At 38.5% G+C, this 15,444-nt stretch carries 12 protein-coding genes; all 12 read left to right on the plus strand.

The window, feature by feature from the left end:
* Window positions 1-225: 225 nt before the first annotated feature.
* The 12 genes from ACPWSR_RS09725 to ACPWSR_RS09780 all read left to right on the plus strand — a co-directional run bounded on the left by ACPWSR_RS09725 (window position 226) and on the right by ACPWSR_RS09780 (window position 15,359).
* Window positions 226-1,449, plus strand: coding sequence for an argininosuccinate synthase (locus ACPWSR_RS09725; RefSeq protein WP_426348042.1), 1,224 nt, complete (start codon window positions 226-228; stop codon window positions 1,447-1,449).
* A 23-nt stretch (window positions 1,450-1,472) separates the two neighbouring features.
* Window positions 1,473-2,852 carry an argininosuccinate lyase gene (argH, locus tag ACPWSR_RS09730; protein WP_426348043.1) on the plus strand — a complete coding sequence of 460 codons (1,380 nt, stop codon included), beginning with the start codon at window positions 1,473-1,475 and terminating at the stop codon, window positions 2,850-2,852.
* Window positions 2,845-3,789 (plus strand): N-acetyl-gamma-glutamyl-phosphate reductase, encoded by a 945-nt coding sequence (gene argC / locus ACPWSR_RS09735; RefSeq protein WP_426348044.1) that lies wholly within the window; start codon window positions 2,845-2,847, stop codon window positions 3,787-3,789. Before argH ends, argC begins: the two co-directional genes overlap by 8 nt.
* Before the next feature lie 42 nt (window positions 3,790-3,831).
* Entirely contained in the window at window positions 3,832-5,043 is a 1,212-nt protein-coding gene (gene argJ / locus ACPWSR_RS09740) for a bifunctional glutamate N-acetyltransferase/amino-acid acetyltransferase ArgJ (protein WP_426348045.1), read from the plus strand.
* A 15-nt stretch (window positions 5,044-5,058) separates the two neighbouring features.
* Window positions 5,059-5,910: an acetylglutamate kinase gene (argB, locus tag ACPWSR_RS09745; RefSeq protein WP_426348046.1), complete on the plus strand. Its 852-nt coding sequence runs from the start codon at window positions 5,059-5,061 to the stop codon at window positions 5,908-5,910.
* A 22-nt stretch (window positions 5,911-5,932) separates the two neighbouring features.
* Window positions 5,933-7,105 carry an aspartate aminotransferase family protein gene (locus ACPWSR_RS09750; RefSeq protein WP_426348047.1) on the plus strand — a complete coding sequence of 391 codons (1,173 nt, stop codon included), beginning with the start codon at window positions 5,933-5,935 and terminating at the stop codon, window positions 7,103-7,105.
* Window positions 7,102-8,010 carry an ornithine carbamoyltransferase gene (gene argF, locus ACPWSR_RS09755; RefSeq protein ID WP_426348048.1) on the plus strand — a complete coding sequence of 303 codons (909 nt, stop codon included), beginning with the start codon at window positions 7,102-7,104 and terminating at the stop codon, window positions 8,008-8,010. Before ACPWSR_RS09750 ends, argF begins: the two co-directional genes overlap by 4 nt.
* Before the next feature lie 47 nt (window positions 8,011-8,057).
* On the plus strand, window positions 8,058-9,140 hold the full coding sequence (locus ACPWSR_RS09760; protein WP_426348049.1) for a carbamoyl phosphate synthase small subunit: 1,083 nt from the start codon (window positions 8,058-8,060) through the stop codon (window positions 9,138-9,140).
* Window positions 9,127-12,303 carry a carbamoyl-phosphate synthase large subunit gene (carB, locus tag ACPWSR_RS09765; RefSeq protein WP_426348050.1) on the plus strand — a complete coding sequence of 1,059 codons (3,177 nt, stop codon included), beginning with the start codon at window positions 9,127-9,129 and terminating at the stop codon, window positions 12,301-12,303. Before ACPWSR_RS09760 ends, carB begins: the two co-directional genes overlap by 14 nt.
* A gap of 202 nt (window positions 12,304-12,505) precedes the next feature.
* Window positions 12,506-13,255 (plus strand): hypothetical protein, encoded by a 750-nt coding sequence (locus tag ACPWSR_RS09770; protein ID WP_426348051.1) that lies wholly within the window; start codon window positions 12,506-12,508, stop codon window positions 13,253-13,255.
* Between the two features lie 376 nt (window positions 13,256-13,631).
* The gene (locus ACPWSR_RS09775; RefSeq protein ID WP_426348052.1) at window positions 13,632-14,183 is read left to right on the plus strand and encodes a GNAT family N-acetyltransferase; all 552 of its coding nucleotides are present in this window, start codon (window positions 13,632-13,634) and stop codon (window positions 14,181-14,183) included.
* Window positions 14,184-14,399: 216 nt separating this feature from the next.
* Complete coding sequence (locus ACPWSR_RS09780; RefSeq protein WP_426348053.1) at window positions 14,400-15,359, plus strand: aldo/keto reductase; 960 nt, start codon at window positions 14,400-14,402, stop codon at window positions 15,357-15,359.
* Window positions 15,360-15,444: the final 85 nt, after the last annotated feature.

Raw genomic sequence — 15,444 nt, forward strand, 5'->3', positions numbered from 1 at the left:
GTCTTTTTTGCTTTGGGAAAATACATAGTCTTAATAAAGAAATAACCTATATTCTAATTATAGCTATGGAATTTAAAATTTGTGTTTTTATACGCTTATAAAAGTGATAATGCATAAATATACGGTATAAATTATAAAAAATATAAAATTTGCATAAATATACTTGATTTTATGAATAATGGGTGTATAATAAGTATAAAATTCCAAGAAATAGAAGGTGTTTGTATGGATATAAAAAAGGTAGTTTTAGCTTATTCCGGAGGTCTAGATACATCAATAATAATTTCGTGGCTTAAGGAAAACTATAATGATTGTGAAGTGATAGCAGTATCAGGAGATGTAGGACAAGGAACTGAGCTGGAGGGCTTAGAGGAAAAGGCAATAAAAACTGGAGCTTCAAAGCTGTATATTGAAGATCTTAAGGAAGAATTTATTACAGAATACATCTATCCAACTATTAAGGCAGGGGCTAAGTACGAAAAAGAATATCTCTTAGGAACTGCCTTTGCTCGTCCTATAATTGCAAAGAGATTAGTTGAGATTGCAAAAAAAGAAGGGGCCGACGCTATCTGTCATGGCTGCACTGGAAAGGGAAATGATCAAGTTCGCTTTGAAACCTCTATTAAGGCCTTTGCACCAGATATGAAAATTATTGCTCCCTGGAGAATATGGAACATAAAGTCCCGTGAAGAAGCAATTGATTATGCTGAAGCTCATAACATACCCTTAAAGATTAGCAGGGAAACTAACTACTCTAAGGATAAGAATCTATGGCACTTATCTCATGAAGGACTGGATTTGGAGAACCCAGAAAATGAAGCTCCTATAAATAAAGAAGGTTTTTTAGAAATGAGTGTATCACCGGAGCAGGCTCCAGATAAGGCTACCTATGTAAAGATCACCTTTGAAAAAGGAAATCCAGTAGCTATTGATGATAAGAAGTTATCTCCTATTGAAATTATAGAAGCTCTCAACAAGCTTGGTGGAGAAAATGGAATAGGGATAATTGATATAGTTGAAAATCGCCTTGTAGGAATGAAGTCCAGGGGAGTTTATGAAACACCAGGAGGAACCATACTGTATAAGGCTCATGAAATATTAGAAAGCCTATGCTTAGATAGAAATACACAGCATTATAAGGAGCTAGTAGCTAATAAATTTGCTGAGCTCGTATACTTTGGACAATGGTATACACCTTTAAGGGAAGCCTTATCAGCCTTCGTGGATAAAACCCAGGAGAAGGTTACAGGAGAGGTAACCTTAAAGCTTTATAAAGGAAATGTTATCAGTGCAGGAGCAAAGTCGAAGTATTCCTTATATAGCGAAGAAATTGTGACCTTTAGAGAGGATAATGTATACAATCAGAAGGATTCTGAGGGCTTCATCAATCTATTCTCTCTGCCAGTTAAGGTACAGGCTTTAGTAAATGATAAAAATTCCTGTTGGTAATGTATTAAATAGGAGAGATGATCATGGAAAAGCTTTGGAAGGGAAGGTTTAAAAAGCCTCTTCAAGAGGAGATAAATGAGTTCAATGCTTCAATAGCCTTTGACAAGAGGATGTACAGTGAAGATATTTTTGGTTCCGTAGCTCATGTAACAATGCTGGCAGAGGAAGAAATAATATCCTTTCAGGACAAGGAACTAATAATTGAGGGCTTAGAGGGAATAAAGAAGGATATAGAATCAGGAGAGCTTGTAATAAGTGATGACTACGAGGATATTCACAGCTTTGTAGAAGGTGAGCTTACCAAAAGAATAGGGGATGCGGGAAAGAGACTCCATACAGCCAGGAGCAGAAATGATCAGGTAGCACTAGATTTAAGACTGTATCTAAAAAAAGAGACAGATGAAATTCTTCTACTTATTAAGGATTTTTTAGAGTCTATAGTAGAGGTGGCTGAAAAAAACACTTCTACCATAATGCCAGGCTATACCCACCTTCAAAGAGCTCAACCCATAACCTTTGGTCATCATTTAATGGCTTATGGAATGATGCTCCTTAGAGATAAGGAGAGATTTGAGGATGCAGAGAAGAGGCTGCTCGTTAATCCCTTAGGTAGCTGTGCCTTAGCAGGTACGACCTTTAATATTAATAGAGAAGCCACCACAAAGGTCCTGGGCTTTAAGGGTATCAGTGAAAACAGTATTGATGGAGTTTCCGATAGGGATTTTGTCCTGGAGCTTGCCTCTAATGCAGCCATAACAATGATGCACTTATCAAGATTTTCAGAGGAAATTATCCTGTGGTGCTCCTGGGAGTACAGGTTTATTGAGCTGGATGATTCCTGCTCTACAGGCTCCAGCATCATGCCTCAAAAGAAAAATCCTGATGTAGCAGAGCTGGTAAGAGGTAAAACTGGTAGGGTATATGGTGATTTAATAACTCTATTTACAATGCTAAAGGGTCTTCCCCTGGCCTATAACAAGGATATGCAGGAGGATAAGGAGGCCATCTTTGATAGCATTGATACCTTAAAGCAGTGCTTAAAGGCTTCTACACTTATGGTTAGAACAATGAAGGTGTTAAAGGATAATATGAGAGAGGCAGCGGCTAAGGGCTTCATCAACGCCACAGATTGTGCTGATTATTTAGTTAATAAAGGACTGCCCTTCAGAAAGGCATACATGATAGTAGGAGAAATTGTTTCTTATTGTCTAGAAAATCAGCTTATATTAGAAGAGCTTTCACTAGATAATTACAGAAGCTTTAGTGAATTATTTCAGGAGGATGTTTATAAGGCTATAGCAATGGAAAATTGTTTAAATAAAAGAATTTCCAGAGGAGGGAGCGCTCCTGCCTCTGTTAAAAAACAGATTGAGTATATCAAGGAGAAGCTTAAGGATGACTAAGGTTTTTATAGATGGAGCTGAAGGGACTACAGGGCTAAAAATATATCAGCGTTTTGAGAATAGAAGGGATATAGAGCTTGTAACAATTGACCCGGCTCTGAGAAAGGATATAAGTGAAAGGAAGAAGCTTTTGAATGAAGCAGACATTGCCTTTCTATGCCTGCCAGACTCAGCAGCCATGGAAGCTATAGAGCTCATAGAAAACCCAGAGGTGAGAATCATAGATACCTCTACTGCTCACAGGACGAAGGAAGGATGGGACTACGGTTTTCCAGAGCTTTCAAAGGACCATAAAAAAGCCATTGCTACGGGGAAGAGGATTGCTGTGCCAGGCTGCCATGCTACAGGCTTTAACGCCATAGTATATCCACTTATTAAAGAAGGAATAATGGGAACTGATTATCCCGTTTCCTGTTTTTCTGTCACAGGCTATAGCGGCGGAGGTAAGAGCATGATCAAGGCTTATTCCTCACAGGAAAGAGAAGTCGAGCTAAACAGCCCAAGACAGTATGGAATCAAACAGGACCATAAGCACCTTAAGGAAATGAAGCTTATTCCAGGCCTGCAAAAGGAGCCACTGTTCACACCTATTGTAGCAGACTTTTACAGCGGAATGACTGTAACTATTCCACTATTCACCTCTCTCCTGCATAAAAAGTTATCTGTAGAGGAACTAAGAGCCTTTTTCACTGACTATTATGGAGAGCAGAGAATAATCAAGGTGTTAAGCAAGGATGAAACCATGGGGAATAACGGCTTCATAGCTGCTAACACTCTAAGTGGTATGGATACCATGGAAATTATAGTGGATGGGAATGAAGAGAGAGTGATCATTGTTTCTAGATTAGATAATTTAGGAAAAGGGGCTTCTGGAGCTGCCATGGAATGCATGAATGTAAGTCTTGGATTAAGGCCTGAGGTAGGACTAATTATATAAAAATTATATAAAACAAATATAGAAATAAGGGGACTAAGCAATATGAAACTAATAGCTGGGGGAGTATGTGCTTCCAAGGGCTTTAAGGCTTCTGGAATACACTGTGGAATCAGAAAAAATAAATCAAAAAAGGATCTAGCCTTGATAGTAAGTGAAAGGATGGCCTCCGCAGCAGCGGTATACACACAAAATTTAGTCAAGGGTGCGCCGATAGCTGTTACACAGAAAAATATCAGTGATGGCTTTGGAAGAGCAATTATTTGTAACAGCGGAAATGCCAACACCTGTAATGAAAATGGAATAGAAATTGCAGAGAAAATGTGCAGTTTGACCGCAGAAGCTCTTGATATAGAGGCAGAGGATATAATTGTAGCCTCCACGGGAGTTATAGGAAAAGCCTTAGATATAGAGCCAATAAAGAATGGTATGAAAGAGCTGTGTGGTAGTCTTGGAAATAAAAGCTCGGAGGCTGCTAAGGCGATTATGACTACAGATACCAAAGAAAAAGAGGTAGCTGTAGCTTTTACTATAGGAGATAAGGAATGCCATATAGGAGGAATAGCTAAAGGCTCTGGAATGATACATCCAAACATGGCTACGATGCTTGTTTTCATTACTAGTGATGTTTATATTACTCCTGAGCTACTGCAAAAGGTTGTTTCAGAGGATGTAGAGGACAGCTTCAATATGATTACAGTAGATGGAGATACCTCTACCAATGACATGCTCTGTGTTCTTGCAAATGGAGCGGCAGAGAATAAGCTTATAGCTTGTGAGAATGAAGACTACGAGATTTTTAAAAAGGCTTTAAGCTTCATAACCACTACCTTATCAAAGGAGATTGCTGCCGATGGAGAAGGAGCAAGCAAGCTTTTAGAGTGTAGGGTGAAGGGAGCTTATAATAAACACATTGCTAAGACCGTAGCAAAAGCAGTGGTTGGATCCAGCCTGGTAAAGGCTGCTATGTTTGGACAGGACGCCAACTGGGGAAGGATTCTTTGTGCCATCGGCTATAGTGGAGCTATGGTTGATGTTAACAAAATCGATGTTGATTTTTCATCCTTTAAAGGTTCCATAGCTGTGTGTAATGATGGAAAGGGAGTTGCCTTTTCTGAGGAGAAGGCAAAGAAGGTTTTATCGGAGAAGGAAATAGTCATAAACATAGACTTAAACAGTGGAACAGCTGAAGCTACAGCCTGGGGCTGTGACCTTACCTATGATTATGTAAAAATAAATGGGGATTACAGAACTTGATTAGGAGATTTATCGATGGAATTTAACAATGGCCAAAGAGCAGAGGTGCTTATTAATGCTCTGCCTTATATAAAAAAATATAATAATAAAATCGTAGTAATTAAATATGGCGGAAATGCCATGGTCAACGAAGAGCTTAAAAGGTCTGTGATGAGAGATATAGTGCTCCTTTCCCTTATTGGAATTAAGGTGATTGTTGTTCATGGAGGAGGACCAGAAATCACTGAGGTTCTTACAAAAATGAATATAAAAACTGAGTTTAAAAATGGTCTCAGAGTTACAAATAGGGAAACAGCAGAGATTGTTCAGATGGTTTTATCAGGAAAGGTCAATAAAGAGCTGGTGAATCTCATAGGAAATTCAGGAGGAAATTCTGTAGGTATAAGCGGTGTGGACTGCGGAATGATAGAAGCTAGAATGAAGGACAGGGAGCTAGGCTACGTGGGTGAAATCATAAATATAAAGACGAACCTTATAACAGATCTTTTAGAAAAGAACTATATTCCGGTAATATCTACCGTGGGCTTTGATAAGAACGGAAATATATACAATATAAACGCAGATACTGCTGCAGCATGGATTGCTGGAGAGCTTAAAGCTGAAAGCTTCGTTGCTATGACTGATGTTAAGGGTCTTCTTGAGGATATAAATAATCCAGAATCCTTGATATCAAAGATTAACATAAGTGAAGCTGAAAGACTTATAGGTGAGGGAGTAATATCCGGTGGCATGATTCCAAAGGTACAATGCTGTGCAGAGGCAATAAGGCGGGGAGTTAAGAAGGTATTTATTATTGATGGTAAAATTCCTCATTCTATATTGATGGAACTATTAACAAATGAGGGAATTGGGACGATGTTTGTATAAATTATCTTTGGAGGAAGTAGCAATGGATTTTAATGGGATAAAGGCTTTAGATAAAAAATATATAGCAAATACCTACAATAGATTTGACCGTCTATTTACTAGTGGAAAGGGATCAGAGCTCTATGATGAAAAGGGGAAGAGGTATATTGACCTCTCAGCTGGAATTGCTGTAAACACCTTTGGAACAGCAGATCCCCTTTGGTTAGAGGCAGTTACTAAGCAGCTTAGCTCCCTTTCTCATATATCAAATCTTTATTATACAGAGCCACAGGCGATTTTAGCTAAGAAGCTCTGTGAGAGAACTCAGATGAAGAAGGTCTTTTTCTCCAATTCAGGGGCAGAAGCTAATGAATGTGCCATCAAGGCTGCAAGAAAGTATTCTCATGATAAATATGGAGAAGGTAGAAATACCATTATAACCTTAAAGGACAGCTTTCATGGAAGGACAATAACTACCCTTTCTGCTACAGGACAGGAGGTTTTTCATAAGGATTTTTATCCCTTTACTGAAGGCTTTATATATAGCGATCCTGAGGATATTCAGGGGATACGAAAGCTTATGGAAGATCATAAGGCGTGTGCCGTAATGATGGAGCTTATACAAGGAGAAGGGGGAGTAAGGGTTCTTTCCAAGGACTTTGTCCAGGAAGTTGCTTCCTTTGCAAAAGAAAAGGATATTTTAGTGATTGTAGATGAGGTGCAGACAGGAAACGGAAGGACAGGGGAGCTGTACTCCTATATGAATTATGATATAGCTCCTGATATTATTTCTACGGCTAAGGGTCTTGCAGGAGGGCTTCCCTTTGGAGCCACTCTCTTTGGTGAAAAGACAGAAGCTGTTTTAAGCTCTGGCAGTCATGGCTCTACCTTTGGTGGAAATCCTGTCTCTGCAGCGGGAGCCATATCTATTATAGATAGACTTACAGATACTTTCCTCGATGAGGTAGTCTCAAAGGGAGAATTTATTAAAAAGGAATTAGCTAGCGTCCCAGGAGTTGTAGCTGTTACCGGTATGGGACTTATGCTGGGTATAGAAACCGTAAGGCCAGCGAAAGAAATAGTAGAAAGGGCTTTAGAGGAAGGGCTTGTGGTTATTACTGCAAAAAATAAGGTTAGGCTGCTTCCACCGTTAAATATTTCCATGGAGCTACTTCAGGAAGCAATAGAGATTTTAAAAGGAGTGATAGAGGTATGAAGCATTTATTAAAGCTAAAGGACCTTACATCAGATGAAATAGTAGAAATATTAAACTTAGCTGATAAGCTGAAATATGAAAATATAAATGGAATAAAGCATAATCATTTGGAAGGTAAGACCCTTGGCATGATATTTCAAAAATCCTCTACCAGGACTAGGGTATCCTTCGAGGTAGGAATGTATCAATTAGGGGGGAAGGCTTTATTCTTAAGCTCAAAGGATCTACAGATGGGAAGAGGCGAGCCTATTAAGGATACCGCAAGGGTGCTATCCCGTTATTTAGATGGGATAATGATAAGAACCTTTGACCAACAGGAGGTTCAGGACCTGGCGGACTATGGGACAATTCCCATAATCAATGGTCTTACGGATTCTGCACATCCCTGTCAGATTCTTGCTGATTTAATGACCATAAGAGAATATAAGCAGAGCTTTAAGGGCTTGAAGCTTTGCTTCATAGGAGACGGAAATAATGTTGCTAATTCTTATATAGTAGGTGGAATAAAGCTAGGTATGGAGGTGGCAATAGCCTGCCCTAAAGGCTATGAGCCTGATGAGGTTCTGCAGAAATGGGCAAGGGAAAATGGAAGCTTCACCTGTACTGACTCTGTATCCGAGGCTATAAAGGATGCCGATGTAGTATATACAGATGTATGGATGTCTATGGGACAAGAACAAGAGAGGGAGAAACGTAAAAGGATTTTTTCAAAATACCAGGTAAATGCAAGGGTGATGAAGCTGGCAAAGAAGGATGCAATAGTTCTTCATTGTCTTCCTGCACATAGAGAAGAGGAGATAACGGAAGAGGTCTTTGAAGCTCATAGTGATGAAATATTTCAAGAAGCAGAAAACAGGCTCCATGCTCAAAAGGCAGTTTTAGTGAAGCTCTTAGGTAATAATTAGTTAAGGAATGGAAGTTGGTATTTTAAAAGGCAAGATGGGAGGGCATTATGAAGGACATATACATTGTATTGGAGGATGGTCATACTTTTAAGGGTAAAAGCTTTGGTGCAGAAAAGGAAGCCCTGGGAGAAATGGTATTTACTACAGGAATGAATGGATATATTGAAACACTAACAGATCCAAGCTATTATGGACAGATTGTAATGCAGACCTTCCCGCTCATAGGTAATTATGGAATGATTGAGGAGGATAAGGAAAGTGATAGAAGCTATATAAGTGGCTATGTCATTAGAGAAAACTGTGTCAATCCTTCAAACTTCAGAACCGATTCTCCTCTTGATAGCTTTTTAAAGAAAAATAATATAGTTGGTGTCTGTGGAGTAGATACCAGGGCGATTACTAAGCATATACGAGAATACGGCGTAATGAATGGAAAGCTCTCCTATGAAGTAGGTCCTAAAGTAGTAGATGAAATAAAAGGCTATAAAATAGAAAAAGCTGTAGAGGCAGTGAGTACAAAGAAAAAGAGCTATTATAAGGCTACAGAAGAAAGATATAAGGTGACACTTATTGATTATGGCTATAAAAACAATATTCTTAGAGAGCTGTTAAAAAGAGGTTGTTCTGTTAATGTAATACCCCATAACAGCAAACCGGAGGAGATTCTGGAGGGTAACCCTCAAGGTATAATGCTTTCTAATGGACCAGGAAACCCAGAGGAGAATGTTCAAGCTATTGAAAGCTTGAAGCAGGTTTTTGGTAAGATCCCGATCTTCGGTATTTGCCTTGGTCATCAGCTTATGGCTCTGGCTATGGGAGGGAAAACCAGCAAGCTAAAGTTTGGACACAGAGGGGTTAATCAACCGGTTAAGGATATAAGCACAGGAAGAGTAGTTATAACCAGTCAAAATCACGGCTATCAGGTTGTAAAGGAAAGTATATCAGAAGATGTTGGAAAGGTGAGCTTTATAAATGCTAATGATGGAAGCTGTGAGGGAATAGATTATCCTTCTCTTAAGGCTTTTTCAGTGCAGTTCCATCCAGAGGCTGCTTCAGGTCCCCAGGATACAACCTTCCTATTCGATAAATTTATGAAGCTTATGGAAGGAGAGGAACATGCCATTAAATAAAAATATAAAAAAGGTTTTAGTCATAGGCTCTGGCCCAATAGTCATAGGTCAAGCAGCTGAATTTGATTATGCTGGTGCTCAGGCCTGTAGAGTGCTGAAGGCTGAAGGTATTAACGTGGTGCTGGCTAATTCTAATCCTGCTACCATAATGACTGACAGGGCTCTAGCTGATGAAATATATCTAGAACCTTTAACCCTAGCTACTATAAAAAGAATAATACTAAAGGAAAAGCCTGATAGCCTCCTGGCAGGGTTAGGGGGACAAACGGGTCTAACCCTGGCCATGGAGCTCAGTAGAGAAGGCTTCTTAAAAGAAAATAATGTAGCACTAATAGGAACAAATTATTCCGCCATAGAAAAAGCTGAGGATAGAGAAATCTTTAAGAAAACTATGATAGAAATAGGGGAGTCAGTAATCCCTTCTGGAATAGCTAATACCTTGGAAGAGGCCACTATCATAGCAGAGGAAATAGGCTATCCTATTATAGTTAGACCAGCCTATACCTTGGGAGGTGCTGGAGGAGGAGTCTGCAATACCTTAGAAGAGCTTAGGATAATTGCAGCTAATGGCATTAATTTATCCCCTATTAATCAAATTCTCGTAGAAAAGTATATCTATGGCTGGAAGGAAATTGAATTTGAGGTTATGAGGGATTCTGTAGGAAATGTAATTGCTGTATGCAGCATGGAAAACTTTGATCCCGTAGGAGTTCATACGGGAGATAGCATTGTTGTAGCACCTGCAGTGACCCTTTCCGATAAGGAGTATCAAATGCTCCGAAGCTCTGCTTTAAGAATAATTACAGAGCTTGGGATTGAAGGGGGCTGCAACTGTCAGTTTGCCTTAGATCCAGAGAGCTTCCAGTATGCGGTTATCGAGGTTAATCCAAGAGTATCTAGGTCCTCAGCCCTTGCTAGCAAGGCTACGGGATATCCCATAGCAAAGGTAAGTACTAAAATTGCCTTGGGCTATACCTTAGATGAAATATTAAATGATGTAACAGGCAGCACCTATGCCTGCTTTGAGCCAGCATTAGATTATATCGTAGTTAAGCTTCCCAAATGGCCCTTTGATAAGTTTATCAATATAAGCCATGAGCTTTCTACCCAGATGAAGGCTACGGGAGAGGTTATGGCCATGGCACCATCCTTTGAAATGGCAATAATGAAAGCAGTAAGAGGTGCAGAGCTATCTATAGATACATTAAATCGTCCTACCGCTGATGGCACTGATATATTAAGCCGATTAAAGAATATTGATGACATAAGACTCTTTACAGTCTTCCATGCCCTCAAGGAAGGGATAACTCCTGAGGAAATAAATGAAATAACCAAAATAGATAAATGGTTTCTTTATAAGCTGAAAAATTTAGCTGACTATGAGCTGAAAATATCAAAAGAAGAATTCTCAGAGAAATATTATATTGAGGGTAAGCACCTTGGATATACCGATGAGACCATAGAGAAGCTTATAGGTAAAGGGTTAAATACAAAAGTATATTCCTCCTTTAAGCTGGTGGATACCTGTGGAGGAGAATTTAAAGCTGAAACACCATATTTTTACTCAAGCTATGATGAATACTGTGAAGCAAGAGAGACTAAAAGAAGCCATAAGCCAAGGATAATCGTATTGGGCTCTGGCCCTATTAGAATAGGTCAGGGCATAGAATTTGATTACTCCTCTGTTCACTGTGTATGGACCTTAAAGGAATTAGGCTACGAGGTAATTATAATTAATAATAATCCAGAAACAGTGTCCACAGATTTTGATACGGCTGATAGACTTTACTTTGAGCCCTTAACTCCTGAGGATGTAATGAATGTTATAGAAGTAGAAAAGCCTATAGGAGTGGTGGTAGCCTTTGGAGGGCAGACAGCTATTAAGCTGGCAAAGTTCCTTCATGAGAAGGGAATAAAAATCTTAGGAACCTCCGCTGAAGGCATAGATAAGGCAGAGGATCGTCAGCGCTTTGATGAGCTTTTAGAGGAGTGTAATATTAAAAGACCAAAAGGTATAGCTGTTGTAGATAAATTGGAGGCGTTGGAGGCAGCAGAAAATATAGGGTATCCTGTTTTGGTTAGACCTTCCTATGTAATTGGGGGGCAGAATATGACCATTGCCTATGAGAAGGATGAGCTGATTAAATATGTGGATATAATACTCGACCAGGGGATAGATAATCCTATACTTATTGATAAGTACCTTAAGGGGATTGAGCTTGAGGTTGATGTTATATCTGACGGAAGTCACGTATTAATTCCAGGAGTAATGGAGCACGTAGAAAGAGCCGGTGTTCATAGCGGAGATTCCATAGCTATATACCCACCCCCAAATATTAATGATACAATCTTAGATAAGGTGGTTCAGTATTCAGAAAGTCTGGCCCTTGCCTTGGGTACTAAGGGATTTATTAACATACAGTATTTAATATATGAGGATGAGCTCTTTGTTATTGAGGTTAATCCTAGAGCCTCCAGAACTGTTCCTTATATAAGTAAGGTTACGGGAGTTCCCATGGTAGAACTGGCAACCAGGGTTATGGTTGGAGAGAGTATTGTGGATCAGGGCTATGGCACTGGACTCTATTTAGGAATACCTTATGTAACAGCAAAGGTTCCTGTGTTTTCCTTTGAAAAGCTCCTTGATGCCAACGCCTCCTTAGGACCTATGATGAAATCAACAGGAGAGGTGCTGGGTATTGGAAAAACCTTAGAGGAGGCTTTATTTAAGGGCCTAGTCGCAGCTGGTATTAAGCCCATTGAAGGGAATAAGGGAAGGGTTTTTATAAGCGTCAGCAGGATGGACAAATATGAGATAGCTAGCCTAGCTAACAAGCTTGGAAATCTAGGCTTTGATATATATGCTACTGAAGGTACCGCAGAGGAAATAGAGTCACTAGGCATGGAGGTTACAAGAATCAAAAAGCTAAGGGAGGATAGTAGTTTAATAGAATTAATAGAGTCAGGAATAATAAACTATGTTATTTATACCCATATGGGAGAAAAGCAGTCAATAGAAGACTTTGTTAAGCTTCATAAGCTGGCTCTCCAAAAAGGAATACCATGTCTTACCTCCTTAGACACAGCTTATGCATTGACAGCTACTATAGCTGCTGGATTTACTGAGGATAATACTGAGCTTGTAGATATTAATAATATGTGATGACAAAAGAGCGTTAGAGTTTTCTAATGCTCTATTTAATATTTAAAAATAATATGATATTATACCAGTGAGGTTTTTTTTGGATAATTTTATCGATTTATATATATGTATAGGCTAACAGTACCTGTAGAAAATAAGAATAGAGAAGCTTTAATATATATACTTGTAAAGGAATATATATGTTATTGGGTGGGTGTAAGATATGAAGGTTAAAGAAAAGATAGTTCATACACTGATGTTGAAGAGTTATTTAGTGAAGCTAGTTATTCGAGTTCTGATATTTAGCTTCGTATTATTATTTTATATTCGTGATAAGGAGCTAATGTATAGATTTATGAATCAGCCTGTTTGGATGGGTATTACCCCAATCCATCTCTTGTGGCTTGTATTTATGGCTATGATGATAAATCATCTTTTCCCTACGAAAAGGCTATCTATGGCAATCCGCAAATCCCACGGTTGTGAATATGAAGAGTCGGCTGGTTACTCAGAGCTAGAGCTATACAAATTCGTTCAGGATCAAAATTTGAAAGCATGGAAGGTAATGCTTTGTTGGCTGTTTTTTAACGGTATTTTTGGAGCTTTGTATGTACTAAAGATCATTGATAATGCAGATCTGTTAATGCTATCTGTGTTTTATTTCCTCTGCGACTATCTCTGTATCCTGTTTTACTGCCCTTTTCAATCATTAATAATGAAAAATAGGTGCTGTGTAAATTGTAGGATATATGAATGGGGACATTTTATGATGTTCACACCAATGCTTTTTATAAAGAGCTTTTTCAGCTGGAGCCTCTTCTTTACCTCCTGTGTTGTACTTATAAACTGGGAGCTAATATATGCCAAGCATCCAGAGAGATTCTGGAGTGGATCAAATAAAAAACTACAGTGCAAAAACTGCCAGGACAAGATTTGTAAGGTGAAAAACAAAATTGTGAATAATGGAATGTAACTTGATTTGTATATCCTAGTATATTTAATATATGAGATAGTAATAGAGTGTTAGAGGTTTCTGATGCTCTATTTTTTATAGTCCATGTTCCTATAATTTGTTCCCGAAAGTCTGTAAAAAAGCAATTTTTATCACTGTAATTGAGATTAGAAATTTTAAATGATGTATTTTACTAATATGTCTTATTTCACTATCGGGGCAGATTAGTACAAAAAAATGATTTGAAAGATATGGAAAAATGATATAATAAAACTAAATTTTTGGAAGGTGTGATTAAGATGAAAAACTTTTTATTTGACCAGGTGATTGATAAGTAAAAGGCGATTATTTTCTTTTCAATCTAACGAATCTAAAATAATTTGAAAAGAGGGTTTATATGTACAAAGATAAAGATTTAATAATTCGTCCAGTAGAGGAACAGGACTTATTAAGACTGTGGGAGTTAATTTATAAAGAGGAGGCACCAGAGTGGAAAAAGTGGGATGCTCCATACTTTCCACATAAATCTATGCCGTATGAACAATTCATTGAAACAGCAATGAATTGGGTAGATGTGGATTCCTTTTGGGTTATAACTATTAATGATGTTGTATGTGGTATCGTATCCTATTATTTTGAGGATGAACAGAAGAAGTGGTTGGAGGTAGGAATTGTTTTACACGAAGCTCATAATTGGAGCAGAGGAATAGGCACACGAGCCTTAGAACTTTGGATTACTCATATTTTTAATTCATTATCACTTGTTAGAGTGGGATTAACAACTTGGTCTGGAAATGAACGGATGATTCGTGTAGGAGAAAAACTGGGTATGAAAATGGAGGCTCGTATTCGTAAAGTTCGATACTACAATGGTAAGTACTATGATTCAATTCGTATGGGTATCTTACGTGAAGAATGGGAATCCTTAGAACCTTCTATGAGTATTTAATTTATCGGTAGAAGTATTCTTTTGATAATACATCGAGTATTTATGGTATAAGCTCAGGGTTAGTTAGGCTTCTTTGAACAATTTGATAACTTATTTTAATTGATCACTTAAAGTTAACTTTAGGAATTATAATGTATTTAAATGTACTCTATTCATGCTTTATAACAACTGCGGCTGAATAAAGTGTTAGAAATAGATTATGAAAGGGTGTTAGGAATGGAATACGCAAAGCTAGGAAAATCTGATTTAGAAGTATCACGGTTATGTGTTGGATGCATGAGCTTCGGTGACCCGGCAAGCAATATGCATGCCTGGACGCTAGATCAATCCAGGAGCGAAGAGATTATAAAGCACGCATTGTCCTTAGGGATTAATTTTTTTGATACGGCAAACTCCTATTCCGCTGGTACCAGTGAGGAGTACTTAGGGAGAGGGCTTAAAAATAATGTTTCTCGTGACAAGGTTGTAATAGCTACAAAGGTATATTTTAATGAAGGAAAGCTCTCAAAGGAAGCTATACCAAGGGAGGTAGAGGGTTCATTAAAGCGCCTGGGGACAGACTATGTTGATTTACTGATTATCCATCGTTTTGACTATGACACCCCTGTGGAGGAAACTATGGAGGCCCTCCATAAGCTTGTACAGGCGGGAAAGGTTCGTGCTTTGGGAGCTTCTGCAATGTATGGCTACCAGTTTGCAAAGCTTCAGGACACCGCTGAGAAAAATGGATGGACAAAGTTTGTTTCTATGCAGAATCATTATAATCTTCTCTATAGAGAGGATGAGAGAGAGCTTATTCCCATCTGTAGAGAGCAGGGAGTAGCTTTAACCCCTTACAGTCCCTTGGCTGCAGGAAGATTAACTCGCATGTGGTCTGCAGAAACCCTTAGAAGTGCTACGGATAAAGTGGCAAAAGAAAAATACGATAGCACTAAGGATTCTGATATGGAAATAGTAAAGCGTGTTTCAGAACTGGCAGATAAGAAAGAGTGCACCATGGCTCAGATTGCTCTAGCATGGCATTTTGCCAAAGGAGTAACCTCTACCCTGATTGGAGCAACAAAGGCAAAGTACTTTGATGATGCAGTAGGAAGCTTTAATATTTCTTTAAGCAAAGAAGATATTGCCTATCTTGAAGAACCATATATGCCTCATAATATAGTAGGAGCAGTGTAATAGAGGGAACCAGAAATGGTTCTCTTTTTTATGTGAAACAAAGTTAAGGATTTTGATATTGTACCGATAATAATAGTTAGGCAAT

The organism is Alloiococcus sp. CFN-8, assembly GCF_049943125.1.
Classification (GTDB): Bacteria; Bacillota; Clostridia; order Clostridiales; family Clostridiaceae; genus JAEXZL01.

Excerpts from the sequence above, each read along its gene's own strand:
- ACPWSR_RS09775 (WP_426348052.1), top strand. The coding sequence starts at position 13,632 with ATGTACAAAGATAAAGATTTAATAATTCGTCCAGTAGAGGAACAGGAC.
- ACPWSR_RS09725 (WP_426348042.1), top strand. The coding sequence starts at position 226 with ATGGATATAAAAAAGGTAGTTTTAGCTTATTCCGGAGGTCTAGATACA.
- argJ (WP_426348045.1), top strand. The coding sequence starts at position 3,832 with ATGAAACTAATAGCTGGGGGAGTATGTGCTTCCAAGGGCTTTAAGGCT.
- argF (WP_426348048.1), top strand. The coding sequence starts at position 7,102 with ATGAAGCATTTATTAAAGCTAAAGGACCTTACATCAGATGAAATAGTA.
- argC (WP_426348044.1), top strand. The coding sequence starts at position 2,845 with ATGACTAAGGTTTTTATAGATGGAGCTGAAGGGACTACAGGGCTAAAA.
- argB (WP_426348046.1), top strand. The coding sequence starts at position 5,059 with ATGGAATTTAACAATGGCCAAAGAGCAGAGGTGCTTATTAATGCTCTG.
- ACPWSR_RS09770 (WP_426348051.1), top strand. The coding sequence starts at position 12,506 with ATGAAGGTTAAAGAAAAGATAGTTCATACACTGATGTTGAAGAGTTAT.
- ACPWSR_RS09750 (WP_426348047.1), top strand. The coding sequence starts at position 5,933 with ATGGATTTTAATGGGATAAAGGCTTTAGATAAAAAATATATAGCAAAT.
- carB (WP_426348050.1), top strand. The coding sequence starts at position 9,127 with ATGCCATTAAATAAAAATATAAAAAAGGTTTTAGTCATAGGCTCTGGC.
- ACPWSR_RS09760 (WP_426348049.1), top strand. The coding sequence starts at position 8,058 with ATGAAGGACATATACATTGTATTGGAGGATGGTCATACTTTTAAGGGT.
- ACPWSR_RS09780 (WP_426348053.1), top strand. The coding sequence starts at position 14,400 with ATGGAATACGCAAAGCTAGGAAAATCTGATTTAGAAGTATCACGGTTA.
- argH (WP_426348043.1), top strand. The coding sequence starts at position 1,473 with ATGGAAAAGCTTTGGAAGGGAAGGTTTAAAAAGCCTCTTCAAGAGGAG.